The organism is Allobosea sp. 67-29, assembly GCF_001898115.1.
Lineage (GTDB): Bacteria > Pseudomonadota > Alphaproteobacteria > Rhizobiales > Beijerinckiaceae > Allobosea.
In genome coordinates, this window is record NZ_MKSQ01000023.1 from 48775 (window position 1) to 73674 (window position 24900).

Below are 24900 nucleotides of genomic sequence, written 5' to 3' on the forward strand. Positions count from 1 at the left end.
AGGGCGGGCCATGAAAAGCGCTCTGCCGGTTTCGTGAACCGACGCCCGGCCGCCCCTGTCCGGCGCTCCCGTTCAACCCGCCGAGGGCCGGACTTCGACCCTGGCCTTGGCGAGCCGGCGGAAGAGGCGTCTGCGTCGCAGGATCGGCACCCAGTCGTAGAGGAACATCTCGGCCGGACGCCAGATCACCACCCAGCCGATGATGATCAGGCTCTCCTGAAAGATGCGGGCGAAAGGGCCTTCGAGGCCTCGGGTAAGCAGCCAAGTCAGGAGCAGGCAAATGGCGAGCCCGACGAAGCCGATGGCGAAGGCGAGGCGGCCGTCGCGGAAAAGCTCGCGCAGCGCGCGGGTTTCGGCATTCGCCCGACCGGCGAACCAGTTCGTGATGGCGGCTGCGAGATCGGGCATCGGGCTGCCGGGCGGGGCCGGCCGTTCGAGATGAACGACGATCCTGATCGGTTCATCCTTGGGCAGGTCGCGTGCCCAATCGACGATATAGGCCTCGGCATCGGCGGCGAGGTCACCTTCGCGAAAGGGGAATGGGTCGAGCATGTTGAAGAGCTGCGCGCCATCGCGCAGCCTGAGTTCGATCGTCGCCTCGCCGTACCGCTCGGGCATGCCGGATGTCCTGGTCCAGTTGAAGCCGCATTGTTCGGGATCGGCTGGCGGCCGGCAATCCACCCGATGCGGTTGCGGCGGGCGGCGGCGCTCGCTACATAGCGGCCAGATTTCCCGACATCCCGTGTCGCAGCGCCTGAAAGCGGAGCCCGCTCGCCTCATGTCACGCCAGTTCATCTACCATATGCGCGGCCTGTCCAAGACCTATCCGGGCGGCAAGCAGGTCCTGAACAACATCCACTTGTCCTTCTATCCGGATGCCAAGATCGGCGTGCTCGGCGTCAACGGCGCCGGTAAGTCGACGCTGCTCAAGATCATGGCCGGCATGGACAAGGAATGGACCGGCGAGGCCTGGGTCGCGGAAGGCGCGCGCGTCGGCTACCTGCCGCAGGAGCCGAAGCTCGACGAGAGCCTGACCGTGCGCGAGAACGTCATGCTCGGCGTCGCCCCGCAGAAGGCGATCCTCGACCGCTACAACGAGCTCGCCATGAACTATTCGGACGAGACCGCCGACGAGATGACCAATCTCCAGGACGAGATCGAGGCCAAGGGCCTGTGGGATCTCGATTCCAAGGTCGACCAGGCGATGGACGCGCTGCGCTGCCCGCCGGATGACTGGGCCGTCGACAAGCTCTCGGGCGGCGAGCGCCGCCGCGTCGCCATGTGCAAGCTGCTGCTGGAACAGCCCGAGCTGCTGCTGCTCGACGAGCCGACCAACCATCTCGACGCCGAGACCACCGCCTGGCTCGAAGGCCACTTGAGGACCTATCCGGGCGCGATCCTGATCGTCACCCACGATCGCTACTTCCTCGACAACGTCACGAGCTGGATCCTCGAGCTCGATCGCGGCCAGGGCATTCCCTACGAGGGCAACTACTCGGCCTGGTCGGTGCAGAAGCAGAAGCGCCTCGCCCAGGAAGGCCGCGAGGATGCCTCGCGCCAGAAGACGCTGGAGCGCGAAGCGGAGTGGATGGCCGCCTCGCCGAAGGCGCGCCAGGCCAAGAGCAAGGCCCGCATCCAGCGCTATGACGAGCTCGTGCAGAAGGCCTCGAACAAGGGGCCGGATACGGCCCAGATCATCATTCCGATCGCCGAGCGGCTGGGCAACAACGTCGTCGATTTCGAGGGGCTGTCGAAGGGCTTCCAGGACAAGCTGCTGATCGACGACCTGTCCTTCAAGCTGCCGCCGGGCGGCATCGTCGGCGTGATCGGCCCCAACGGCGCCGGCAAGACCACGCTGTTCAAGATGATCACCGGTGCCGAGAACCCGGACGCCGGCACGATCAAGGTCGGCGAGAGCGTCCAGCTCGGCTATGTCGACCAGAGCCGCGACTCGCTCGACGACAAGAAGAACGTCTGGGAGGAGATCTCGGGCGGCAACGACGTGCTCTATCTCGGCAAGCGCGAGATCAACTCCCGCGCCTATTGCTCGGCCTTCAATTTCAAGGGCGGCGACCAGCAGAAGAAGGTCGGCTCGCTCTCGGGCGGTGAGCGCAACCGCGTCCATCTCGCCAAGATGCTGAAGTCCGGCGCCAACCTGCTGCTGCTCGACGAGCCGACCAACGACCTCGACGTCGACACGCTGCGGGCGCTGGAAGAGGCGCTGGAGGATTATGCCGGCTGCGCCGTCATCATCAGCCACGATCGCTGGTTCCTCGACCGCATCGCGACCCATATCCTCGCCTTCGAGGGCGACAGCCATGTCGAGTGGTTCGAGGGCAACTTCCAGGAGTACGAGGAGGACAAGAAGCGCCGCCTCGGCATCGACTCGACCATTCCGAAGCGTATCCAGTACAAGAAGTTCTCGCGCTGAGGATCGGCGTCTGTTCGAGAAGGCCGCACGGCGTTCCGCGCCGTGGGGCCTTTTTCTATGGACGCGATGCCTATTCCTCCGAGCGGCTCGTCCCGCGGCGGTCGCGCTCGTAGCGCTTCCCGAGCGGAAACGGCGGTAGCCAGGCTTCGCGGCGGATGGTCCAGAGCTCGTAGGTCGGCACGAACTGGTCGGGAGCGTCCAGCGAGCCCAGATTGACCTCGATTTCGTCCCCGCTGCGCGCGAAGACGGACGAGCCGCAGCGCGGGCAGAAATGCCGCCCGGCATAGTCGCGCGTTTCGCCGTCGATCATCACCGCCTCCTGCGGGAAGATCGCCGAGGCGTGGAAGAGGGCGCCATGGTGCTTGCGGCAGTCGAGGCAGTGGCACAGGCCGACCCGGTAGGGACGCCCCGACGCCACGATCCGGACGCTTCCGCACAGGCAGCCGCCGGTGAAACGATCCATGCCGCGCTCCTCCGATTTCCGAGGGGGAATGCTCCCGGCCGTCAGTGGCCGGCTGCGAGCGTTCCGTCGCGCTTGTCGTGCACCGCCAGCCGCTCGACCATGGTCGCCGTCGCCTGATTCATGCCGACGATCTCGACGGCGATGTCGTGATGGCGGAACTTGAGCACGACGCGGTCGAGCGCGTTGATGGCCGTGATATCCCAGAAATGCGCGGCGCTCAGATCGATGACGACGTGCTGCACCTCTTCCTCGCGGAAGTCGAAGGCGGCATGGAAGGCCTCGGCCGTCGCGAAGAAGATCTGCCCGGAGACCCGGTAGACCCGCTTGTCGCCCTCGCGTTCGGACGCGACAGCGAAGAAGCGCGTGACCTTGTGGGCGAAGAACAATCCGCTCAGCACGACGCCGAAGAGGACCCCCTTGGCGAGGTCGTGCGTGGCGACAACCACCGCGACCGTGCCCAGCATGACGACGCTTGAGCTCTTTGGATGGATCAGGAGCGTCTTCAGCGAGCGCCACTGGAAGGTGTTGATCGAGACCATGATCATGACCGCGACCAGTGCCGCCATCGGGATGCGGGCGACGTAAGGCCCGAGCACGACGATCAGGAAGAGCAGGAAGGCGCCCGCCCAGAAGGTCGAGAGCCGGCCGCGGCCGCCCGAGGACACGTTGATCACCGACTGCCCGATCATCGCGCAACCCGCCATGCCGCCGAAGAAGCCCGCCACGATGTTGGCGAGGCCCTGGCCGGCACATTCGCGGTTCTTGTCGGAGGTCGTATCCGTCTTCTCGTCGACGATGGCTGCCGTCATCAGGCTTTCGAGCAGGCCGACCATGGCGAGCGTCAGGGCATAGGGCGCGATGATCCGCAGGGTCTCGAAGGTGAGCGGCACGGACGGAATCGCGAAGACGGGCAGCTCGCTCGGCAGCGCGCCCATGTCCCCGACCGTGCGGATATCGAAGCCGAAATACATCGAGACCGCGGTCAGCAGCACGATCGTCACCAGCGGAGAGGGGACGGCGGTGGTCAGCCGCGGCAGGAGATAGATGATCGCGAGGCCGGCGGCCGTCATCGCGTAGACCAGCGGGCCGCGCCCCAGCAACTCCGGCATCTGCGCAAGGAAAATGAGGATCGCGAGAGCGTTCACGAAGCCCGTGACGACCGAGCGCGAGACGAAGCGCATCAGGTTGCCGAGCTTCATGAGGCTGGCTGCGATCTGTAAGAGGCCGGTCAGCACCGTGGCGGCCAGCAGATAGCCGAGGCCGTGCTCCTTCACCAGCGTGGTCATCACCAGGGCCATCGCGCCGGTGGCGGCCGAGATCATGGCCGGCCGGCCTCCGGCGATGGCGGTGACGACAGCGATGCAGAAGGAAGCGTAGAGACCGACCTTCGGGTCGACGCCGGCGATGATCGAGAAGGCGATCGCTTCCGGGATCAGCGCCAGCGCCACCACGGTGCCGGCGAGGATCTCGCGCGTGACGTTCGGAGCCCATTCGCTCCGCAGATGAGAGATGGTCATGACAAGGGTTTCCCGCCCTGGAAGGTGCTTGCTCCCGGGCACATCGAGATCTGCCGCGTGCCTGCGGCTGCGGATGTGGGAAAGCCGGGGTCCTAGGGCGGGGTCGGGCGTGTACGCCAGAACCGGATGAGCGCGATCATGTCCGAAGGCATAGCAGGTCGATGCTGCAGAGCAACAACGCCGGGGGCCTAGGCGCCATGCAATAGGGTGGAGGGGTCCCGCCGCAGCGAGCCGCCCTGCGGGTATGGCCGGCATGAGCGGCAAGCGCGCGGTCTTTGCCTCTCTTTAAGGCAGACTAAACCGGTAGCTCCTACGAGAGGAGCCGCGGCCAGGGCATGAAGCTTTGGCCCAAGTCACCGTGGCTCGATCCGGTCTATTCAGCCGATCTGCATCTTGCCGATACGATACGAAGGTTAGTTATGGGTAGTCAGTATATCCAGGATATGGTGCAGAATCTGAAGGAAGGCCGCGTATCGCGCCGTTCCTTTATTCAGAGGATGGCCGCTCTGGGCGTCACCGCTCCGATCGCGACGCAGATTTTGGCCTGGAACGACGTTGCGATGGCGAATGCCACGCTCGAATACAAGCCGACCAAGGCCGGTGGCGGCGGGCCGCTGAAGATGCTGCTCTGGCAGGCGCCGACCCTGCTGAACCCGCATTTCGCCTCGGGCACCAAGGACCAGATCGCCTCGCGCATCTTCTACGAGCCGCTCGCCGGCTGGGACAAGGAAGGCAACCTCTTCCCGCAACTCGCCGCCGAGGTGCCGAGCAAGGCCAATGGCGGCCTTTCGGAGGACGGCAAGGTCGTCACGTGGAAGCTGAAGCAGGGCGTGAAGTGGCATGACGGCAAGCCGTTCACGGCCGACGACGTCGTCTTCACCTGGGAATATGCCGCCGATCCGGCGACCGCCGCCTATACCACCGGTGCCTACGCCAACATCAAGGTCGAGAAGGTCGACGACCACACCGTCAAGGTGATGTTCAAGGAGCCGACGCCGTTCTGGGCCGACCCCTTCGTCGGCGTTGCCGGCATGATCATCCCGAAGCACCATTTCGGTGACTACAAGGGCGCCAAGTCGCGCGAGGCTCCGGCCAACCTCAAGCCGGTCGGGACAGGCCCCTACAAGTTCGTCGAGTTCAAGCCGGGTGACATCATCCGGACCGAGCGCAACACCGAGTATCACGTCGCCAACCAGCCCTATTTCGACACTTTCGAGGTGAAGGGCGGTGGTGACGCGGTCTCTGCAGCGCGCGCCGTGCTGCAGACCGGCGAATACGACTATGCCTGGGATTCGCTGGTCGAAGAGGACGTGCTGAAGCGCATGGAGACCGGCGGGCGCGGCAAGGTCAGCGTCGCGGTGGCCGGTGACGTCGAGTTCATCACGCTGAACACGACCGATCCGTGGACCGAGGTCGATGGCGAGCGTTCGAGCAAGAAGACGAAGCATCCGACGCTGTCGGACCCGGCCGTGCGCCAGGCGATCAACCTGCTGATCGACCGCGACTCGATCCAGAAGTTCATCTATGGCCGTGCCGGCATCGCGACGGCGAGCTTCGTCAACCAGCCGAAGCAGTTCAAGTCGCAGAAGCTGAAATACGAATTCAGCATCGCCAAGGCGAACCAGATCCTCGATGAGGCCGGCTGGAAGAAGGGTTCGGACGGCATCCGGGAGAAGGACGGCAAGCGGCTGAAATACGTCTTCCAGACCTCGATCAACGCCCCGCGCCAGAAGGTGCAGGCCATCATCAAGCAGGCCTGCCAGAAGGCGGGCATCGAGCTCGAGCTGAAGTCGGTCACCGCCTCGGTGTTCTTCTCGTCGGACGTCGCCAACCCCGACACCTACACCAAGCTCTATACCGACATGGAGATGTACACGACGACGCAGCCGCAGCCGGACCCGGAGCGCTTCCTCAACCAGTTCACCTCCTGGGAAGTCGCCAGCAAGGAGAACAAGTGGCTGGGCCGCAACGTCTCGCGCTACACCGATCCGGAAGCCGACAAGGCCTATCGGGAAGCCCAGAAGGAGCTCGACCCGGCCAAGCGCGCCGCGCTGCTGATCAAGGTCAACGAGATCTTCTGCGAGGCTAACGTCATCCTGCCGGTCCTGTCGCGGACCAAGGTGGTTTCCGCTGCGCAGAATCTGGCGCATGACCATTCGGGCTGGGATGTCGATACCTGGAACCTCGCGGCCTGGTACCGCACCTGAGTGGAAAGGCCCCCTTGCGTGGAGCGATCTCCGCAAGGGGCACCACCGTCTAACGAAAGGCCCGGCGGATCCGATCCGCCGGGCCTTTTTCTGTCGTCGCCGATGGGCCGGCGAGAGCCGCCCGCAAGCACGCTTCGTCAGCCTGCCAGCCGCTTCAGGGCTCCGGCGCGGCCGCCGACGAGGATGCGCTCGTCGACGTCCTTGATGTCGCGCAGGCCGCAGAGCGCCATGGTGACGTCGAGTTCTTTGCGGATGATGTCGAGTGCGGCGGTGACGCCCTGCTCGCCCATGGCGCCGAGCCCGTAGAGGAAGGCGCGGCCGATGAAGGTGCCCTTGGCGCCGAGGGCGACCGCCTTCAGCACATCCTGTCCCGAGCGGATACCGCCGTCGAACAGCACCTCGATGCGGTTGCCGACCTGCTCAACGATGCCCGGCAGCGCCTCGATCGAGGACAGCGCGCCGTCGAGCTGCCGGCCGCCGTGATTGGAAACGATGAGCGCGTCGGCGCCGCTCCTGGCAGCCATCTCGGCGTCTTCCGCATCGAGGATGCCCTTGAGGATCAGCTTGCCGCCCCATTGCTCCTTGATCCACTGCACGTCGTCCCAGTTCAGCTTGGGATCGAACTGGCTGGCGGTCCAGGAGGAGAGCGAGGACATGTCGGCAACGCCGGTGACATGGCCCACGATGTTGCCAAACTGCCGGCGCGGCGTGTCCAGCATCTTCAGGCACCAGCGCGGCTTGAAGGCGAGGTTGATCAGGTTGGCGATCGTCGGCTTCGGCGGGGCGGAGAGGCCGTTGCGGATGTCCTTGTGGCGCTGGCCGAGGATCTGCAGGTCGAGCGTCAGCACCAGCGCCGAGCAGCCGGCCGCCTTGGCACGCTGGATCAGGCGCGAGATGAAGTCCCGGTCCTTCATGACGTAGAGCTGGAACCAGAACGGCGCCTGGGTGTGGTTCGCGACATCCTCGATCGAGCAGATGCTCATGGTCGAGAGGGTGAAGGGCACGCCAGCCTTGGCGGCGGCCTTGGCCGCGAGGATCTCGCCATCGGCGTGCTGCATGCCGGTGAGGCCGGTCGGCGCGAGTGCGACCGGCATGGACACCGCCTGGCCGATCATCTCGCTGGCGAGCGAGCGGTTGGTCATGTCGACTGCAACGCGCTGGCGCAGCTTCACCTTGGCGAAATCGGTCTCGTTGGCGCGGTAGGTGCCCTCGGTCCAGGCGCCGGAATCCGCGTAATCGTAGAACATGCGCGGCACGCGGCGCTTCGCCAGCAGGCGCAGGTCTTCGATGGTCAGGGGCTGGGCCATGGTCGTTGCGGCTCCGCATTCCTCTCGGGCACCGCTGGACGAGCGGCTGCTTTTGCCTCCCGCGCAGTGCCCCGGACAGTCAAGATTTGCTCGGTCGCACAGATGGCCGCGGCAGGCAACCGCGCGGCGCGTCGAGCTGGCGCGCGGCCACCCCGAGGTGGTCTGATCCGAAATAAGTACTCATCTTGGCGAAGACTTGAATCGTCCGCGCCGGTGCGGCCGAAGCTTTGGTCTCGACAAGGTCAAAATTTCGGACAATTCTTGCTCGCCGGCTCGTGGATTGCGGTCTGCGGGCCTGCGGGCGCGGCTTCGAGGGATTGGCTATGGCGACCGGAACCGTCAAATGGTTCAATACTGAGAAAGGATATGGCTTCATACAACCGGCGGATGGCGGCAAAGATGTGTTTGTGCACATCACTGCCGTAAAGGAAGCTGGGCTGATGACGCTGGCGGAAGGGCAGAAAGTCTCGTTCGAGCTCAAGACCGAGCGCGGCAAGACCGCCGCGGGGGATCTCAAGGTCCTCTGAACCGCCTATCTCGCAGAGCTCCCGAACGCCGCCCGAGCCCGGGCGGCGCGGCCAGGGCCTGCGATACCAACTGCGCGGACGGCGTGGGCCGCCGCCCGCGCCGGCATGCGGTCCCGAGTTCCCCAAGCGCGGATCGCCGTCAGAGGCCGGGATAGCCGGCCGTCCCTCGCAGAGGCCGGTGCGCTGGCTGCCCTGCGTGGCGATTCTCCCCGCATCGAAAGTCGCTTCTGGCAGGTGTTTGAGCCGTCCTTTGCACAGGGATCGCCAAGCCCGAGCGAAGCCGGCCACGCCCCGGCTGCCGCCGGATCGATCCGAATCCTCATTCTTGAGTGTCTGGAGTCGGCTCGGGAGCGCTGCCGTAGCTTCGTCCTGTTTTCCGCACGATAATCCGCTTGCACGAACGACACTTTCGACATAAAGATATCTTTATATCTTTTCGTGTCGTGAGGGAGTGCGAAGACGTGCGGCAGCCGACGACATTGTCTTCAGATGTGCTTCTCGCGGGCCTGCGGGCTGCGGGCGAGGAGACGCGGCTGCGCATTCTCGCGCTGCTCTCCGAAGGCGAGCTTTCGGTCTCCGATCTCACCGATATTCTCGGCCAGTCGCAGCCGCGCATTTCGCGCCATCTCAAGCTTCTCGCCGAGGCAGGATTGGTTCGGCGCTCGCGCGAGGGCGCCTGGGCGTTCTTCCGGCTCGACGAGACCGGGCCGGGGGGCGCCTTTGCCGCCTCGCTTGCCGCCTGGCTCGACCTGAGCGATCCGGTGCTCGCCGCCGATCGCGAGCGTCTCGCGGCGGTACGCGCGACGCGGGCCGAGGCTGCGCAAAACTATTTCGCCAGCGTCGCGCGCGACTGGGACCGTTTGCGCGGCCTGCATGTGCCCGATCATGCCGTCGAGGCTGCGGTCGAGGAGGCGGTGGGCGAGGGTACGCCCGGCGCCATGCTCGATCTCGGCACCGGCACGGGCCGGATGCTGGAGCGGATCGCGCCGAAATTCGGCCGCGCCGTCGGTGTCGACGCCAACCATGCGATGCTGGCGGTGGCGCGGGCCAATCTGGAGCAGGCGGGGCTGTCGCGCGTCGAGCTCAGGCAGGGCGACATCTATGCATTGCCCTTCGCGCGCGGCTCCTTCGACCTCGTCGTGATCCATCAGGTGCTGCATTTCCTCGACGATCCCGGCCGGGCGGTGCGCGAGGCCGCCGCGATGCTGGCGCCCGGCGGGCGCCTGATCGTCGTCGATTTCGCGCCGCACGACATGGAATTCCTGCGGACCGAGCATGCGCATCGCCGGCTCGGCTTCTCCCGCCAGCAGATCGCCGCCTGGTTCGCCGAGGCCGGCCTGTCCTGCGATCTTTCCCGCGAAGTCACCCTTGCCGATGGCGGCTCGGGCCAGCTGCCGGTCATGCTCTGGCGTGGCCGCGACCGGCGCGTCCAGGCCGATCCGCCGGTCCGCACGATCAATCTCGAGGTTGCGTGATGAATGCTTTCCGCCCCAGCCGCCACGGCTCGCGCCGTCCGCGCGTCTCCTTCGAATTCTTCCCGCCGAAGACGGAGGAGATGGAGGTCGCGCTCTGGGACAGCGTGCGCCGGCTCGAGCCGCTCGGACCCAGCTTCGTCTCGGTGACATATGGCGCCGGTGGCTCGACCCGCGAGCGCACCCACGCCACCGTCAAGCGCATGGTCGAGGAGACCGGGCTGAAGCCGGCGGCGCATCTCACCTGTGTTTCGGCCTCCCGGTCCGAGGTCGACGAGGTCATCCGCTCCTATTGGGATGCCGGGGTGCGCCATGTCGTGGCGCTGCGCGGCGATCCGGCCGGGGGGCTCGGCACGGCCTACGAGCCGCACCCGGACGGCTATCACCAGACCTCGGACCTCATCGCCGGCCTGAAGCGGATCGGCGATTTCGAGGTGACGGTATCCGCCTATCCGGAGAAGCACCCGGAAGCGGCCTCGCTCGATGCCGATATCGATGCGTTGAAGAAGAAGGTCGATGCCGGCGCGACGCGGGCGATCACCCAGTTCTTCTTCGATAACGACGTCTATTTCCGCTATCTCGACAAGGTGCGGGCCAAGGGCATCGAGATACCGATCCTGCCCGGCATCGTGCCCGTCCAGAACTTCAAGCAGACCGCCAATTTCGCCCGCAAGACCGGCGCCAGCGTGCCGCAATGGCTGGCCGACCGCTTCGAGGGGCTGGAGGACGATGTCGCGACGCGCCGTCTCGTCGCGGCGGCCGTCTGCGCCGAGCAGGTTCTGGACCTGATCGATCGCGGCGCCACCGACCTGCATTTCTACACGATGAACAAGGCCGATCTCGTCTATGCCATCTGTCATCTCGTGGGGTTGAAGCCCGAGAAGGCGGCGGCGCAGGCCGTGGCGGCGGAGTAAGCCTATGTCCGACTTCATTCCCGCCCCCGTCGACGGCGCCGAGATCGAGCGCGCGCTGCGCCAGGCCGCACGCGAGCGCATCCTGGTGCTCGACGGCGCAATGGGCACGCAGATCCAGAACCTGAAGCTCTCCGAGGCGGATTTCCGCGGCGAGCGCTTCAAGGGCTTCAACCACGACCTCAAGGGCAACAACGACATCATCGCCCTGACGCAGCCCGAGGCGCTGCGCGACATCCATCTCGCCTATTTCCGGGCGGGCGCCGATATCGTCGAGACCAACACCTTCTCCGGCACCTCGATCGCCCAGGCCGATTACGGCATGGAGGCGATCGTCTATGAGCTGAACGTCGAATGCTCGCGGCTCGCCCGCGAGGCGGCGATGATCGCCGAGAAGGAAGACGGGCGCCGCCGCTTCGTCGCCGGGGCGATCGGACCGACCAATCGCACGCTCTCGATTTCGCCCGACGTCAACAATCCCGGCTTCCGCGCCGTGAGCTTCGATCAGGTGCGCGATTCCTATGCCGAGCAGGTGAGGGGCCTGATCGATGGCGGCTCGGAGCTGCTGCTGATCGAGACGATCTTCGACACGTTGAACGCCAAGGCGGCGATCGTCGCGATCGAGCAGGTCTATCGCGAGAAGGGCATCCGCCTGCCGGTGATGATCTCCGGCACGATCACCGATCTCTCGGGCCGCACGCTCTCCGGCCAGACGGTCGAGGCCTTCTGGAATGCGGTGCGCCATGCCGCGCCCCTGACCATCGGCCTCAATTGCGCGCTCGGCGCACGCGAGATGCGGGCGCATATCAAGGACATGTCGCGCATTGCCGACACGCTGGTCTGCGCCTATCCGAATGCCGGCCTGCCCAATGAATTCGGCCTCTATGACGAACGGCCGGAGGCGACCGCCGAGATGCTGGCTGAGTTCGCCGATGCGGGCTTCGTCAACATGGTCGGCGGCTGCTGCGGCACCACGCCCGGCCATATCAAGGCCATCGCCGAGGCCGTCGCCGGCAAGGCGCCGCGCCAGGCTCCCGAGGTGAAGCCCTATCTCAGGCTTGCAGGGCTGGAGCCGTTCACGCTCGACGAGACCATTCCGTTCGTGAACGTGGGCGAGCGCACGAACGTCACCGGCTCGGCCAAGTTCAGGAAGCTGATCACGGCCGGCGACTATGCCGCCGCGCTCGACGTGGCGCGCGATCAGGTCGCCAATGGCGCGCAGGTCATCGACATCAACATGGACGAGGGCCTGCTCGATTCCGAGAAGGCGATGACCGAGTTCTGCAACCTGATCGCCTCCGAGCCGGACATCTCGCGCGTGCCGATCATGGTCGACTCGTCGAAATTCCCCGTGATTGAGGCCGGCCTGAAGACGATCCAGGGCAAGCCGATCGTCAATTCGATCTCGATGAAGGAGGGCGAGGAAGCCTTCCTCGAGCAGGCGCGCATCTGCCGGCAATATGGCGCGGCGGTCGTCGTGATGGCCTTCGACGAGGTCGGGCAGGCCGACACGTTCCAGCGCAAGATCGAGATCTGTACGCGGGCCTACAAGCTGCTGACCGAGACGATCGGCTTCCCGCCCGAGGACATCATCTTCGACCCGAACATCTTCGCGGTGGCGACGGGCATCGAGGAGCACGACAACTACGGCAACGACTTCATCGACGCGACCCGCGCCATCCGCGAGACGCTGCCGCATGCCCATATCTCGGGCGGCGTCTCGAACCTGTCCTTCTCGTTCCGCGGCAACGAGAAGGTCCGCGAGGCCATGCATTCCGTGTTCCTCTACCACGCCATCAAGGCGGGGATGGACATGGGCATCGTCAATGCCGGCCAGCTCGGCAGCTATGACGATCTCGATCCCGAATTGCGCGAGCTCTGCGAGGACGTCGTCCTCAATCGCCGCAAGGATTCGACCGAGCGGCTGCTGGAGGCGGCACCGCGCTTCAAGGGCGACGGCTCGGTCGCGGCTTCCGGCAAGGATCTCGCCTGGCGCGAATTGCCGGTCGAGAAGCGGCTGGAGCATGCGCTGGTCGCGGGGATCACCGAGTTTATCGACGTCGATACCGAGGAAGCCCGTCAGCGGGCCGAGAAGCCGCTGCACGTGATCGAGGGCCCGTTGATGGCGGGCATGAACGTGGTCGGCGACCTGTTCGGCTCGGGCAAGATGTTCCTGCCGCAGGTGGTGAAGTCCGCCCGCGTGATGAAGCAGGCCGTCGCCTATCTTATGCCTTACATGGAGGAAGAGAAGCGCCTGAACGGCGGCTCCGAGCGCTCGGCCGCCGGCAAGGTGCTGATGGCGACGGTGAAGGGCGATGTCCACGATATCGGCAAGAACATCGTCGGCGTCGTGCTCCAGTGCAACAATTACGAGGTGATCGACCTCGGCGTGATGGTGCCGACCCAGAAGATCCTGGAGACAGCGCGCCGGGAGAAGGTGGATATCATCGGCCTCTCCGGCCTGATCACCCCCTCGCTCGACGAGATGGTGACGGTCGCCTCCGAAATGGAGCGCGAGGGCTTCGACATCCCGCTCCTGATCGGCGGCGCGACGACCAGCCGCGTCCATACGGCGGTGAAGATCCATCCGGCCTATGAGAAGGGCCAGGCGGTGCATGTGAACGACGCGTCGCGCGCCGTCGGCGTGGTGTCGAGCCTGCTCTCGTCCGAGCAGAAGCCGGGTTATGTCGCCGGGGTGCAGGCCGAGTACGCCAAGGTCGCCGAGGCGCATCGCCGCTCGGAGGCCGACAAGCAACGCCTGCCGCTGGCCAAGGCGCGCGCCAATCCCTTCAAGACGGATTGGGCTGCCTATCAGCCGCCGAAGCCGAGCTTCCTGGGCACGCGGACCTTCCGTACCTACGACATCGCCGATCTCGTGCCGGTGATCGACTGGACGCCGTTCTTCCAGACCTGGGAATTGAAGGGCCGCTACCCGGCGATCCTGCAGGACGAGAAGCAGGGTGAGGCGGCGCGCGCGCTCTGGGACGATGCGCAGGCGATGCTGAAGCGCATCGTCGAGGAGCGCTGGTTCAACCCGAAGGCGGTGATCGGCTTCTGGCCGGCCAACGCCGTCGGCGACGATATCCGCCTCTATACCGGCGAGAGCCGGCAGGAGACGCTCGCGACCTTCCACGGCCTGCGCCAGCAGCTCTCGAAGCGCGACGGCAAGCCGAACATGTGCCTGTCCGATTTCGTCGCGCCGGAAGGCGTGGCGCCGGACTATATCGGCACGTTCGTGGTCACGGCGGGCGCCGAGGAAGAGCGCATCTCCGAGAAGTTTGCCCGCGACAACGACGATTACCGTTCGATCATGGTCAAGGCGCTGGCGGACCGCTTCGCCGAGGCCTTCGCCGAGCGGATGCACCAGCTCGTGCGCAAGGAGTTCTGGGGCTACGCGCCGGACGAGGCCTTCTCGAACGAGGACCTGATCCGCGAGGAATATCGGGGCATCCGCCCGGCGCCGGGTTATCCGGCCCAGCCCGATCATACCGAGAAGGAAACGCTCTTCCGATTGCTGGAGGCCGAGCGCCGCGTCGGCGTGAAGCTGACCGAGAGCTATGCGATGTGGCCGGGCTCCTCGGTCTCCGGGCTCTATTTCGCGCATCCGGAGGCGTATTATTTCGGCGTCGCCAAGGTCGAGCGCGACCAGGTCGAGGACTATGCCCAACGCAAAGGCATGAGCGTCGAGGAGGTCGAGCGCTGGCTGATGCCGATCCTCAACTACGACACCGCCGCCTATCGTTTGCAGGCGGCGGAATAGGGGCCCGCTTCCGGGCGGCGCTTTTGGCCTACCGTTCGGCAGGTGCGCGGCGGCAGATTATACAGACGCGGCTTGTTGAATTATCCTGCCGGCTCGTTTAACGCCGGCTCTGTCGGGGCTGCCCGGCAGTGACGGGGCGAGCGGAACGGTCATGGCCGACGATGATTACGTTTATGACGATGTGACGGGCGAGTGGCGGCCGGCCTCGGAGGTTGCGGCTGCGGCTGCCGCCGCGACGCGGGTCGAGGTGCGGGATTCCGCCGGCAATGTCCTTGCGGACGGCGATTCCGTCGTGCTGATCAAGGACCTCAAGGTCAAGGGCGCGGGGCAGACGCTGAAGCAGGGTACGGTGATCCGCTCGATCAGACTGACCGACGATCCGGAGGAGATCGACTGCCGCCACGACACGATCAGGGGGCTCGTGCTGCGCACCGAATTCGTACGCAAGCGCTGAGGCTTCCGGCCCGATGATCCGCAAAGCGACCCTCGCCGACCAGCCGCGCGTCCACGCGATCCGCATGGACGTGCGCGAGAACGTACTGAGCAATCCGGCGCTGGTGACGGCCGCGGAGATCGACTGGTATCGCGAGCATGCGATCTTCCTGGTCTGCGAGGAGGCCGGCGAGGTTTCTGGCTTCGCCTGCGCCAACCATCAGACCGGTCTGGTCTGGGCGCTGTTCGTCGATCCGGAGCGGGAAGGACGCGGCCACGGCCGGGCGCTGCTCGACGAAACGCTGGCGCAACTCCAGGCCGCCGGCCACGCGCAGGCTTGGCTGACGACGGGCGCCGGCACCCGGGCCGAGCGCTTCTATCGCCGGCATGGCTGGCGCGAGATGGGCCGTTCGCTCGACGGCCAGATCGTCTTCATCCGCGCGCTCTAAAGGCTCCGTCGCGCTCCACTGGGGAATCAGCTCGCAGGCAGACTTCTGGTCCCGTTCACCGGAGGCCTGTCGAACATGCGCAAGGTGTTGCCGCCTGCCATGCTGGCGACGTGAAGGGCCGCCTGCGCCTCGGCGAACAGCGTGGCCGGCTCACGCCTGCGGTTGCCTTCGAGGGCAGCGCCGCCGATCGAAATCGTGAAATCGATCACCATATTGCCGCGCGAAACCGGCCGGCAGAGCAGGTGCTGGGCATTGTCGAGGCTAAGCGTGAGCCGGCGCTGCCCGGCTGGCATGCGCAACAGCAATGCGAACTCGCTCTCGCCCATGCGGCCGCTCGCCAGCGCATCCGGGAAAAGCCGATTCAGCCGTTCCTCGAAACGGCAGAGCAGTTCGTCGCTGGCCGCGCGGCCAAAGGTCTCGGCGATGTCGTGAAAATCGTCGATGTCGAACAGCACCAGGGCGAAGCAGTCGCGCTCGAAACGAGGATCGAACAAGGCCCGGCCGAGGCGGTTTTCGAAATCATCGCGGGTCGAGGCCTCGATGATCGGTTCGTGACGCGACAGCGCGGCGAGCCCGCTCCACAGCCCCTTTTCCGCCGTGACGTCCTGCTTCGAGCCGAAGATGCGGATCGGGCGCCCATGCTGATGGCCGACGCCGACGATCAGCCGCATCCAGCGCTTCTCGTTGCTCGCGGTGCGGATGCGGCAGTCGAGCGAGAAAGCCCCGCCGTTGCGGATGACGCTGCCGCGCATCCGGTTCATTTCGCTGCGCGATGCCTCCTCGTAAAGATCGAGGATCGACGAACGCTGGATCGTCGAACCGCGCGCCAGGCCGAACAGGTCATAGACCCCGTCGGTCCAGCTCAGCGCCTCGTTGGCCAGGTTGCACTCCCAGGCGCCGATGGCGGACGATTTGCCGGACAACCGGCAGAGTTCGCTGGCCAAGTGTTGCTGCTGGATGTTCAAGGCTGCCCCCTGCGGTCTGCCCTGCGGGAAAACTACACTAAAACGAGGGGGTTAAGCGAGCCTTGCTGTTCATCACGGAAATGCGATCAGGCGCTGCGCGAGCCACGGCTGGCGGCAAGCAGGTCGCGCAGGGTCGTGATCGTCGAGGAATCGGCGACACCGTCGACCTTTTCCGGCCGCCAGTGACGCTGGAAGGCCGCGACCACGGCTTCCAGCTTGTCGTCGAAGATGCCGTCGACGGTGACGCCGTAGCCGAGCATGGCGAACATGGCCTGCAGCGCCTCGACCGGCTGGCCGGCATCGCCGCGGGCGAAGTATCTCCCACCCCGGATCGGGGCCGGCTCCGCCCAGAGGCCGACGCCGGCTTCGGCGAAGTGCCGCCAGGGGAATTTCTCGCCGGGATCGATCTTGCGGCCGGGCGCGATGTCGGAATGGGCGAGGACCCGTTCGGGCAGAATCGACCAGCGCTCGCAGATATCGCGGCAGAGGTTGAGCGTCGCCGCGATCTGCTCGTCCGGGAAATCCGGCAGGCCGCCGGGATGGCCTGGATTGGCGATCTCGATGCCGATCGAGCAGGAGTTGATGTCGGTCTCGCCGGCCCAATGCGAGGCGCCGGCATGCCAGGCGCGGCGGCCTTCCGGCACGAGCTGGAGCGTGTGGCCGTTCTCGAAGACGAAATAATGTGACGAGACCTGCGAGACCGGGTTGCACAGCCACTGCAATGCTTCGCCTGCGATCGGCATGCCGGTGTAATGCAGGATCAGCATGTCGGGCCGCCGACCCGGCGTTCCGTCGCTCAGCTTGCGCTCGCCGTGATTGGGGGAGGGGAAGATCTTCGCGGCGAAGCGGCTGTCAGGCCTTGCCGCAGCGTCGGTGGTGTCGCTCATGGCGGTCAGGCAGGCTGATGCGAAAGCCGGCGGTGGAGGCCGCGCTCGCGTTCGATGGCGTCCCAGGCGGCGTTGATCGCGGCGAGCCGCCTCGTCGCGATCGCGATCGCTTCCGCCGGAAGGCCCCGAGCGATTCCCCGGTCGGGGTGGGTCTCCGCCACGAGACGGCGATAATGCCGCTTCAGCTCCTCGTCGCCCATCTCCCGGCTCGCACCGATGACCAGATAGGGATCGTCCGGGCGGCGGACGTGACGTGCCTCGATGCGGGCGAAATCCCCGTCGGCAATGGCGAAGATGCCGGCAACGGCACGCAGATAGGCGTGCTCGGCCTCATGGATCGCGCCGTCGGCCGCGGCGATCAGGAACAGCCCGTCGAGTACGTCCTCGAGCAGGGCGGGCTCGTCGTGGAAGGCATCGGCGATCTGCGCGGCATAGGCTTCGAAGCCGGCGCTCGTCTGCTTGGCGAGATCGAACAGCGCCTCGACACGCTGCTGCTGCTCGGCCGGCACCTCGACGATGCGCCGGAAGGCGGTGACCTCGTCGCAGGTCACGACGCCATCGGACCGGGCCATCTTGGCCGCCAGTGCCACCAGCCCGGTCGTGAAGACCAGTTCGCGCGGGGGGGACCCGAAAGGCGCACCCTCGCGATCGATCAGGACATGCCCGGCAACGGCGCCGACAAGCGCACCCAAAGGGCCGCCGAGCGCGAGCCCAAGGCCGCCGCCGCCAAGCGCACCCCAGAATGATGAAGCCATGAAGGGCCGGGTCTCCGGTGAATCGGTCGGGCGCCGAAGCGCGGCTGCATGATGTGAGGGGAGCCGCCCTCCAATCAAGGGGCAGGGCGCCGTCGCGACCGCCTGCCGCAGGGAATCACGCATTTTCCGGAGATTGTGGCGGGAACGGGGCGCGCGAGCCGTTTTTCTGATTCGCGCCGGAGCGGGCTGCGCCGGCAAAGCTTATGAGGGCGCCGAATACCTGGGAATACTTCATGGTTAAATATAGAATAAATTCCTGTATACGCACTTTTCTACGCGCTTTTCTTACGCATGTGTCAGATTATGGACACATTCTATCAGCAATTGACCGCGCCTTCTCATCAGATCTGAACAGACGAGGTCCGGTTCATCATGCGGTATATCTTCGGCGGTCTGGCTGCGGCGATTCTGATTAGCCTCCCCGCGATGGCGTCGGCGGAGGAATTCGTTAATTCGGAGATGGATCCCAGAGCACTCCTTATGCGCGATGCCGAAATCGCCCGCGAAAAGGCCGACCAGTCCGGCGACGCGGGCGAGGCCCGGGCCGAAGCCCAGGCTTCGAAGAAGGCTGCAGGAAAGGCCGATGCGAAGACGGCCAAGGCCGAACGGCGCGGCTCCGTGCCGCTTGCTGCTCCGGCCGGTACGGAAGGTTTGCGCGCGCTGGTCGCGCGCCATGCCGCAGCCAACGGCGTGCCGTTCTCTCTGGCTGACGCGGTGGTCCGGATCGAGAGCCGCTACAATCCGCGCGCGTCCCATGCGGGGAACTACGGCCTGATGCAGATCCGGCATCAGACGGCGCGGGGCCTCGGCTATTCCGGCAGCGCGAGCGGTCTGCTCGATGCCGAGACCAATGCGCGCTACGGCATGAAGTACCTTGCCATGGCCTACAAGATGGCCGGCGGCGATACCTGCCGCACCGTGATGAAGTACCAGAGCGGCCATATGACCACGCGGATGAACGGCGCAAACCGGGTTTATTGCGCGAAGGTGCGCACGATCACCGCCCGGAACTGACGATTGTCGGGCGGTCACGCTTGACGCAGGCCGCGGCAGCGCGCATTTCCCCCTCGCCAGTCGGCCGGACGGCCGCTCTCGCTCGCGAGGGAGGAAAGTCCGGGCTCCACGGAAACACGGTGCCGGATAACGTCCGGCGGGGGCGACCCCAGGGAAAGCGCCACAGAGATCGAACCGCCCGGCGCTTCGGCGCGGGGTAAGGGTGAAAAGGTGCGGTAAGAGCGCACCGCGGACCCGGCAACGGGGACGGCACGGCAAGCCCCACCGGGAGCAAAACCGAATAGGGACGATGCTTTCCGCGCAAGCGGAGAGGGGCAGGTTTCTGTGCCCTGTCGTCCGGGTTGGTTGCTCGAGGCGCGCAGCGATGCGCGCCCCAGAGGAATGGCCGTCACGTCGGGGGAGCGATCCTCCGGCCATCCAGAACCCGGCTTACAGGCCGGCTGGCGCCTACCGCTCTCAATTCCTGCTCCAACGGGATGCCTGAAGCGATCACCTGCGCTTCCGGTGCCGACGGTCTGTCGCCTGCACCGGTTCTCGGCGACCGCGCCAACGGTCACGCTGGAGCGGATTTTCGGGCGTCAAGCAATCGATGCCGAAGCAGTCGGTCCCTTGCCTCAGGCGACCTTGAGTTCGACGTCGATATTGCCGCGGGTGGCGTGGGAATACGGGCAGACGATATGGGCCTTCTGGACGAGGTCCTCGACCACGGCCCTGTCGACGCCGGGGACCGAGATCGTCAGCTTGGCAGCGATGCCGAAGCCCTGCCCATCGTCGCGCGGGCCGATGCCGATATCGGCACTGACGCGGGCGTCCTCCGGGATCTTCACCTTCTCTTTGCCGGCGACGAACTTGAGCGCGCCCAGGAAGCAGGCGGAATAGCCCATCGAGAAGAGCTGTTCGGGATTGGTGCCTTCGCCGCCGCCGCCGCCGAGTTCCTTCGGCGTGTTCAGGACAAGCTTGACGTTGCCGGTGTCGGTCGCGGCCTGACCTTCGCGGCCGCCGGTGGCGGAACCATGGGCGGTGTAAAGGATCTTCATGATCGTTTCCTTCGTTTTCGAGTGAAGCCGTGCTTGCTATTCATATTGTGCACAATTAGATTGTCAACAATTCAATATGAGCGATCACGCGGAGTTGATTGTCGCTTCGGTTTCCGCTTTGCGTTGAATGGATGGTGGCAGAGGCATGACAGTGTCCGAAAACGCATCCGATGGCGAGGTGAGGGCGGGCGATGCTCCCCGGCTGGAACAGCAGCTCTGCTTCGCCGTCTATCAGGCCGGGCACGCCTTCAACCGCGTCTATCGGCCGGTGCTCGCGGCGATCGGACTGACCTACCCGCAATATCTGGTGATGCTCGTGCTGTGGGCTGACGACGGGCCGACCGTGAAGGTGCTCGGCGAGAAGCTTCTGCTGGATTCAGGAACCCTGACGCCGCTGCTGAAGCGCCTTGAAGCGGCCGGCTTCATCCGGCGCGAGCGTGACGCTGCCGACGAGCGGCAGGTTCGTATCCATCTGACCGCGAAGGGGCAGGCCCTGAGCGCCGAAGGGCGTCGGGTCCAGGAAGCGATCGGCTGCGCGCTGGGCTCGAGCGCCGCAGGGGCGACCGAGTTGCGCGAGCGTCTCGGGCAGATACGCGACGCGCTGCTCGCTGCCGCGCGCGAGGGGTAGACGCGCCACTTGCCGTGCTGGCTTTCGATGGCCTCGTCGAAGCGCGGCTTTTCTCGATCCGTGGCGCTCGCGGCTGACTTTTTTCGGTTACGCCTGATCTGCCGTGGCCGGTGGAATATCCAGCTGCCGGCACGGAATTCCCCGCGCTTACGGTTGCTTAACCATAACGGGATGTGATGGCGGCGAGCCTTCGCAAGCATCGACTCGTGCTTACGATTCCATTGACGCCCATGTTCTCCCATGCTATCCCAAATCATCCCGTCGAAGCCGACAGGCAGTTCTCAGGTCAGGGTCCGTGTGCCGCGCGGATTTTGGTCGCCGGGTACTGCTTGCCTGCTTCGACGGGGGGATTCTTGGCCGCATGGACGGGCGTCCGGCGGTGATGTGGAGAGCAGGCCGGGAGGCGGCGTTGACGGACCGCTTCGTCTCGAACTTCACCAACCGGCTCGACGCCAAGGGGCGCGTCTCAATTCCCTCGAGCTTCCGCTCGGTTCTCGCCAAGGACGGCTACGAGGGACTCTATGTCCACCAGGGGCTGGACCTGCCGGCGCTCGATGCCGGCGGCAATGCGCTGCGAGCCACGATCGACGACATCCTGGCGCGGTTCTCGCCCTTCTCGGACGAGTGGGAACTACTCTCGACGGCGCTGAACGGCACCTCGGAGGTGCTGAAGGTCGATCCGGAAGGGCGTATCGTGCTCAGCGAAGCGCTCAAGGCCCATGCCGGCATCGGCGATGCGGTGACCTTCGTCGGGCACGGCCACAAATTCCAGATCTGGGAGCCGGAACGCTTCCGGGCGCATCTCGATGCGGCGCGGTCGCGGCTGCGCGACGTGAAGCGGACGTTGGGCGGACTCGCGGGTTCGGCGGGAGGTTCGGGTTCATGACGGACCAGGTTGGTTCGACCCGCCATGTGCCCGTGCTGCTTGCAGAAGTGCTCTCGGCGCTCGCGCCCAGGGCAGGCGGGCGCTATCTCGACGGTACCTTCGGGGCAGGGGGCTACAGCAAGGCGATCCTCGATGCGGCGCCCGGCTCGATCCTGCTCGGGCTCGACCGCGACCCGAGCGCGATCGCCGGCGGGGCCGATCTCGTCGCGGCGATGGCCGGGCGGCTGACGCTGTCGCAGGCGCGCTTCGGCGATCTTGCCGAGGAGGCGGAGCGCTTCCGGATGGTCCCGCTCGACGGGGTGGTGCTCGACATCGGCGTCTCGTCGATGCAGATCGACCAGCCGGAGCGCGGCTTTTCGTTCCGCTTCGACGGTCCGCTCGACATGCGCATGAGCGGCGAGGGGCAAAGCGCGAGCGATATCCTCAACGAAGCCGAGGAAGGGCTGCTCGCCAACATCTTCTACCATTACGGCGAGGAGCGCCGCTCGCGCGCCGTCGCCCGCGCCGTGGTCGAGGCGCGGCGCAAGGCGCCGCTGAGCACGACCAAGCAATTGGCCGATCTCGTCGCCGGCATCGTGCGGACCGAGCCCGGCGGCGCGCATCCGGCGACGCGGGTGTTCCAGGCGCTGCGCATCGCGGTCAACGACGAGCTCGGCGAGCTCGTCCGGGCGCTGCACGCCGCCGAGGCCGTGCTGGCGCCGGGCGGGCGTCTCGTCGTCGTCACCTTCCATTCGCTGGAAGACCGTATCGTCAAGCAGTTCCTGGCAGAGCGCTCGGGCCGCCTGCCGTCCGGCTCGCGTCACGCGCCGGCGGTCGCCGCAGCGCAACCGACCTTCCGCCTTGTCGAGAAGGGGGCCATCGGCCCGTCCGAGGCGGAAATGCGGGCCAATCCCCGGGCGCGCTCCGCCAAGCTGCGCGCCGCGGAGCGCAACGAGGCCGCGCCGCGCCGCGCGGAGGCTGGCCTGGTCGCGCTCGCCGGCATCCCCGAACCTGCGCCGCGCCGGAGATCCTGAGCGTGATCAAGTTTCTCCACATCATCGCCATCGGCGCCCTGGTTTCCTCGGCGGTCTATGCCTACTCGATCAAATACGAGACGACGCTGGCGACCGAGCATCTGCAGAAGCTGAAGGCCAAGACGCAGCGCGAGCGCGACGCCATCCAGGTGCTCAAGGCGGAGTGGCAGTTCCTCAATCGTCCGGATCGTATCCAGGTTCTGGCGGACCGCCATCTCGACCTGCAGCCCTTCCAGGCGACGCAGGTGGTGAAGCCGTCGGAAATTCCGAACCGCGGCCCGAAGGTCGACGCCATCGGCCGCAAGCTCGCCGATCTCGGCCTCGGCCTGCCGACGGAGACCCCGCGAAGCGCCAAGTCGGGTGCGACCACGCCTGGAGCCATGCCATGACGGAAACGCATCGGGTCGAGCCTGGCCTGGAGACCGAGGCCGAGACCGTCGCGGCTCCGGCCATGCCGCGCTCGCGCTTCGCCTGGTTGCGCGACGTCTTCCGCATGAGCGGCGAGAAGGCCCAGCCGCGCGTCGGCCTGATCATCCTCGGATTTTCGGCCCTGTTCATCGCCATCACCGGCCGGCTGGCCCTGCTGGCGACGTTGCCGAACGAGCAGGTCGGTATCCGCCGCGCGAGCTCCAATGCCATCTCCGCCGCGCGGCCGGACATCGTCGACCGCAATGGCGAGATCCTCGCCACCGACATCAACGTGGTCTCTGTCTTCGCCGAACCGCGCAAGATCCTCGACAAGGACGAGGCGACTGAACTCCTGACCGCGGTCCTGCCCGACCTCGACGCCAAGGAGCTGCGAGACAAGCTTGGCACCAAGAAGGGCTTCGTCTGGGTCAAGCGCGAGATCACGCCGCGCCAGCAGGCTGAGGTCTACCGCCTCGGCATCCCGGGCGTCGGCTTCCTGCCCGAGCACAAGCGCTTCTACCCGAACGGCCCGGCCGCAGCCCATGTGCTCGGCTTCGCCAATATCGACAATATCGGCATCGCCGGCATGGAGAAATATATCGACTCGCAGGGGCTGCAGGACCTGAACGGGGCCGGCCTGGCCACCGAGGCGAGCGACCTCAAGCCGGTCAAGCTCTCGATCGACCTGCGCATCGAGCACCTCCTGCGGGACGAACTGGTCAAGGGCATGGAGCGCTTCCGTGCCATCGCCGCCGCCGGAGCGATCCTCGACGTGACCACCGGCGAGGTGCTGGCGCTGGTCTCGCTGCCGGATTTCGACCCTAACAACCCGGTCGATGCGCTGGAAAAGGACCGGATCAACCGGATGAACGTCGGTGTCTACGAGATGGGCTCGACCTTCAAGGCGCTGACCATCGCGATGGCTCTCGACTCCGGCAAGGCAACCATCAATTCGACCTATTCGACGGCCGGCGGAATGATGCGGTTCGGCCGCCAGGTGATCAAGGAGTACCATGGCACCGGGCGGACCCTGACGGTCCCCGAAGTCTTCGTGCATTCCTCGAACATGGGTTCGATCAAGATGGCGCTCGCCGTCGGCGTCGAAGGGCACAAGGCCTTCCTCAAGAAGATGATGCAGCTCGACCGCATGCAGACGGAGCTGCCGGAAAGCGCGGCGCCGATCGTTCCGCAGCGTTGGGGCGAGATCAACACCGCGACCATCGCCTTCGGCCATGGCCTCGCCGTCGCGCCGATCCAGGCCCTCGCCGCCGTCGCTGCGCTGGTCAATGGCGGTTACCTGATGAAGCCGACCTTCCTGAAGCGTTCACAGGAAGAGGCGATGAAGGTCGCGACGCGTGTGATCAAGCCGGAGACCTCGGAGGCCCTGCGCTTCATCATGCGCATCAACGGCGAGAAGGGCTCGGCGCGCAAGGCCGACATCCCCGGTTATTTCGTGGGCGGCAAGACTGGCACCGCCGAGAAGGTCATCAACGGCCGCTATGCGAAGAACAAGAACTTCACGACCTTCACAGCGATCGTGCCGTCCGACAAACCGAGGTACCTGTTCCTGACCATCTACGACGAGCCGAAGGGCTACGCCGAGAGCGGCGGCTATTCGACGGCCGCGTGGAACGGCGGCGTCACCACTGGCAAGCTGATCGAGCGCGCCGCTCCCCTGCTCGGTATCGTGCCGCGCTTCGATCCCCCGCCATCGCCCTTCCCGCTGATGGCGAAGCTCGGCGCCTGGGGCTCGCGCTGAGGCTTGACCTTGGCCCGCGCGACCGTCCAGTTGAGCCGGGTTGCGGATGCGCCTCGGCTTGAGCCAAGCGGA

Annotated in this window: 22 protein-coding genes and 1 other RNA gene; 15 read left to right on the top strand and 8 right to left on the bottom strand. The window is 66.0% G+C overall.

Annotated elements, in window-relative coordinates:
- Positions 1-72 precede the first annotated feature (72 nt).
- Positions 73-618 (bottom strand): hypothetical protein, encoded by a 546-nt coding sequence (locus BGO20_RS17170; RefSeq protein WP_291660401.1) that lies wholly within the window; start codon positions 616-618, stop codon positions 73-75.
- A gap of 160 nt (positions 619-778) precedes the next feature.
- Here BGO20_RS17170 and ettA point away from each other — a divergent pair, with 160 nt between their 5' ends.
- Positions 779-2431, top strand: coding sequence for an energy-dependent translational throttle protein EttA (ettA, locus tag BGO20_RS17175; protein ID WP_291660402.1), 1653 nt, complete (start codon positions 779-781; stop codon positions 2429-2431).
- Positions 2432-2501: 70 nt separating this feature from the next.
- Here ettA and BGO20_RS17180 read toward each other — a convergent pair whose 3' ends face one another.
- The gene (locus BGO20_RS17180; protein WP_291660403.1) at positions 2502-2894 is read right to left on the bottom strand and encodes a GFA family protein; all 393 of its coding nucleotides are present in this window, start codon (positions 2892-2894) and stop codon (positions 2502-2504) included.
- 41 nt (positions 2895-2935) lie between these two features.
- Complete coding sequence (locus tag BGO20_RS17185) at positions 2936-4411, bottom strand: SulP family inorganic anion transporter (RefSeq protein WP_291660405.1); 1476 nt, start codon at positions 4409-4411, stop codon at positions 2936-2938.
- 419 nt (positions 4412-4830) lie between these two features.
- Between BGO20_RS17185 and BGO20_RS17190 the strand changes: the two genes are divergently transcribed.
- Positions 4831-6618 carry a peptide ABC transporter substrate-binding protein gene (locus BGO20_RS17190; RefSeq protein WP_291660406.1) on the top strand — a complete coding sequence of 596 codons (1788 nt, stop codon included), beginning with the start codon at positions 4831-4833 and terminating at the stop codon, positions 6616-6618.
- A gap of 137 nt (positions 6619-6755) precedes the next feature.
- On the opposite strand, the gene BGO20_RS17195 is transcribed toward BGO20_RS17190, so the two are convergent.
- Positions 6756-7925 (bottom strand): alpha-hydroxy acid oxidase, encoded by a 1170-nt coding sequence (locus tag BGO20_RS17195; RefSeq protein ID WP_291660408.1) that lies wholly within the window; start codon positions 7923-7925, stop codon positions 6756-6758.
- A gap of 323 nt (positions 7926-8248) precedes the next feature.
- Between BGO20_RS17195 and BGO20_RS17200 the strand changes: the two genes are divergently transcribed.
- The 6 genes from BGO20_RS17200 (at position 8249) to BGO20_RS17225 (ending at position 15476) form a co-directional block, all read left to right on the top strand.
- Positions 8249-8452, top strand: coding sequence for a cold-shock protein (locus BGO20_RS17200; RefSeq protein WP_291660410.1), 204 nt, complete (start codon positions 8249-8251; stop codon positions 8450-8452).
- A 461-nt stretch (positions 8453-8913) separates the two neighbouring features.
- Positions 8914-9927 carry an ArsR/SmtB family transcription factor gene (locus tag BGO20_RS17205; protein ID WP_291660411.1) on the top strand — a complete coding sequence of 338 codons (1014 nt, stop codon included), beginning with the start codon at positions 8914-8916 and terminating at the stop codon, positions 9925-9927.
- A complete protein-coding gene (gene metF, locus BGO20_RS17210; RefSeq protein ID WP_291660413.1) occupies positions 9927-10838 on the top strand; it encodes a methylenetetrahydrofolate reductase [NAD(P)H] in 912 nt (303 codons plus the stop codon). The genes BGO20_RS17205 and metF overlap by 1 nt, the downstream gene beginning before the upstream one ends.
- A 4-nt stretch (positions 10839-10842) precedes the next feature.
- Complete coding sequence (gene metH / locus BGO20_RS17215) at positions 10843-14595, top strand: methionine synthase (RefSeq protein WP_291660415.1); 3753 nt, start codon at positions 10843-10845, stop codon at positions 14593-14595.
- Between the two features lie 151 nt (positions 14596-14746).
- Entirely contained in the window at positions 14747-15049 is a 303-nt protein-coding gene (locus BGO20_RS17220; RefSeq protein WP_291660416.1) for an alkylphosphonate utilization protein, read from the top strand.
- 13 nt (positions 15050-15062) lie between these two features.
- Complete coding sequence (locus BGO20_RS17225) at positions 15063-15476, top strand: GNAT family N-acetyltransferase (RefSeq protein WP_291660417.1); 414 nt, start codon at positions 15063-15065, stop codon at positions 15474-15476.
- A 26-nt stretch (positions 15477-15502) separates the two neighbouring features.
- Here BGO20_RS17225 and BGO20_RS17230 read toward each other — a convergent pair whose 3' ends face one another.
- The 3 genes from BGO20_RS17230 to BGO20_RS17240 form a co-directional block, all read right to left on the bottom strand.
- Entirely contained in the window at positions 15503-16420 is a 918-nt protein-coding gene (locus tag BGO20_RS17230) for a GGDEF domain-containing protein (protein WP_291660418.1), read from the bottom strand.
- A gap of 107 nt (positions 16421-16527) precedes the next feature.
- Positions 16528-17328, bottom strand: a complete 801-nt coding sequence (locus tag BGO20_RS17235; RefSeq protein WP_291660419.1) for a peptidoglycan recognition protein family protein — start codon at positions 17326-17328, stop codon at positions 16528-16530.
- A 5-nt stretch (positions 17329-17333) separates the two neighbouring features.
- Positions 17334-18083 (bottom strand): TerB family tellurite resistance protein, encoded by a 750-nt coding sequence (locus tag BGO20_RS17240; RefSeq protein ID WP_291660421.1) that lies wholly within the window; start codon positions 18081-18083, stop codon positions 17334-17336.
- Between the two features lie 480 nt (positions 18084-18563).
- On the opposite strand from BGO20_RS17240, the gene BGO20_RS17245 reads away from it, so the two are divergent.
- Positions 18564-19097 carry a lytic transglycosylase domain-containing protein gene (locus BGO20_RS17245; protein WP_291660423.1) on the top strand — a complete coding sequence of 178 codons (534 nt, stop codon included), beginning with the start codon at positions 18564-18566 and terminating at the stop codon, positions 19095-19097.
- A gap of 56 nt (positions 19098-19153) precedes the next feature.
- Positions 19154-19545: RNase P RNA component class A (rnpB, locus tag BGO20_RS17250), an RNA gene on the top strand.
- Positions 19546-19711: 166 nt separating this feature from the next.
- Here the strand turns inward: rnpB and BGO20_RS17255 are convergent.
- On the bottom strand, positions 19712-20134 hold the full coding sequence (locus BGO20_RS17255; RefSeq protein ID WP_291660424.1) for an organic hydroperoxide resistance protein: 423 nt from the start codon (positions 20132-20134) through the stop codon (positions 19712-19714).
- Between the two features lie 145 nt (positions 20135-20279).
- Here BGO20_RS17255 and BGO20_RS17260 point away from each other — a divergent pair, with 145 nt between their 5' ends.
- The 5 genes from BGO20_RS17260 to BGO20_RS17280 all read left to right on the top strand — a co-directional run bounded on the left by BGO20_RS17260 (position 20280) and on the right by BGO20_RS17280 (position 24828).
- Positions 20280-20762, top strand: a complete 483-nt coding sequence (locus BGO20_RS17260; protein WP_291660426.1) for a MarR family winged helix-turn-helix transcriptional regulator — start codon at positions 20280-20282, stop codon at positions 20760-20762.
- 361 nt (positions 20763-21123) lie between these two features.
- Complete coding sequence (locus BGO20_RS17265) at positions 21124-21648, top strand: division/cell wall cluster transcriptional repressor MraZ (RefSeq protein ID WP_291660428.1); 525 nt, start codon at positions 21124-21126, stop codon at positions 21646-21648.
- Entirely contained in the window at positions 21645-22661 is a 1017-nt protein-coding gene (gene rsmH / locus BGO20_RS17270; protein WP_291660430.1) for a 16S rRNA (cytosine(1402)-N(4))-methyltransferase RsmH, read from the top strand. Before BGO20_RS17265 ends, rsmH begins: the two co-directional genes overlap by 4 nt.
- 2 nt (positions 22662-22663) lie before the next feature.
- Positions 22664-23050 carry a cell division protein FtsL gene (gene ftsL / locus BGO20_RS17275; RefSeq protein WP_291660432.1) on the top strand — a complete coding sequence of 129 codons (387 nt, stop codon included), beginning with the start codon at positions 22664-22666 and terminating at the stop codon, positions 23048-23050.
- The gene (locus tag BGO20_RS17280) at positions 23047-24828 is read left to right on the top strand and encodes a peptidoglycan D,D-transpeptidase FtsI family protein (RefSeq protein WP_440142561.1); all 1782 of its coding nucleotides are present in this window, start codon (positions 23047-23049) and stop codon (positions 24826-24828) included. Before ftsL ends, BGO20_RS17280 begins: the two co-directional genes overlap by 4 nt.
- Positions 24829-24900: the final 72 nt, after the last annotated feature.

Bases quoted from the DNA above. Each gene is read 5' to 3' on its own strand.
- BGO20_RS17240 (WP_291660421.1), bottom strand. From the start codon at position 18,083: ATGGCTTCATCATTCTGGGGTGCGCTTGGCGGCGGCGGCCTTGGGCTC.
- rsmH (WP_291660430.1), top strand. From the start codon at position 21,645: ATGACGGACCAGGTTGGTTCGACCCGCCATGTGCCCGTGCTGCTTGCA.
- metH (WP_291660415.1), top strand. From the start codon at position 10,843: ATGTCCGACTTCATTCCCGCCCCCGTCGACGGCGCCGAGATCGAGCGC.
- BGO20_RS17255 (WP_291660424.1), bottom strand. From the start codon at position 20,134: ATGAAGATCCTTTACACCGCCCATGGTTCCGCCACCGGCGGCCGCGAA.
- BGO20_RS17170 (WP_291660401.1), bottom strand. From the start codon at position 618: ATGCCCGAGCGGTACGGCGAGGCGACGATCGAACTCAGGCTGCGCGAT.
- BGO20_RS17220 (WP_291660416.1), top strand. From the start codon at position 14,747: ATGGCCGACGATGATTACGTTTATGACGATGTGACGGGCGAGTGGCGG.
- BGO20_RS17265 (WP_291660428.1), top strand. From the start codon at position 21,124: ATGGACGGGCGTCCGGCGGTGATGTGGAGAGCAGGCCGGGAGGCGGCG.
- ettA (WP_291660402.1), top strand. From the start codon at position 779: ATGTCACGCCAGTTCATCTACCATATGCGCGGCCTGTCCAAGACCTAT.
- metF (WP_291660413.1), top strand. From the start codon at position 9,927: ATGAATGCTTTCCGCCCCAGCCGCCACGGCTCGCGCCGTCCGCGCGTC.
- BGO20_RS17280 (WP_440142561.1), top strand. From the start codon at position 23,047: ATGACGGAAACGCATCGGGTCGAGCCTGGCCTGGAGACCGAGGCCGAG.
- BGO20_RS17195 (WP_291660408.1), bottom strand. From the start codon at position 7,925: ATGGCCCAGCCCCTGACCATCGAAGACCTGCGCCTGCTGGCGAAGCGC.
- BGO20_RS17200 (WP_291660410.1), top strand. From the start codon at position 8,249: ATGGCGACCGGAACCGTCAAATGGTTCAATACTGAGAAAGGATATGGC.
- BGO20_RS17260 (WP_291660426.1), top strand. From the start codon at position 20,280: ATGACAGTGTCCGAAAACGCATCCGATGGCGAGGTGAGGGCGGGCGAT.
- BGO20_RS17185 (WP_291660405.1), bottom strand. From the start codon at position 4,411: ATGACCATCTCTCATCTGCGGAGCGAATGGGCTCCGAACGTCACGCGC.
- BGO20_RS17190 (WP_291660406.1), top strand. From the start codon at position 4,831: ATGGGTAGTCAGTATATCCAGGATATGGTGCAGAATCTGAAGGAAGGC.
- BGO20_RS17235 (WP_291660419.1), bottom strand. From the start codon at position 17,328: ATGAGCGACACCACCGACGCTGCGGCAAGGCCTGACAGCCGCTTCGCC.
- BGO20_RS17180 (WP_291660403.1), bottom strand. From the start codon at position 2,894: ATGGATCGTTTCACCGGCGGCTGCCTGTGCGGAAGCGTCCGGATCGTG.
- BGO20_RS17245 (WP_291660423.1), top strand. From the start codon at position 18,564: ATGCGCGATGCCGAAATCGCCCGCGAAAAGGCCGACCAGTCCGGCGAC.
- BGO20_RS17225 (WP_291660417.1), top strand. From the start codon at position 15,063: ATGATCCGCAAAGCGACCCTCGCCGACCAGCCGCGCGTCCACGCGATC.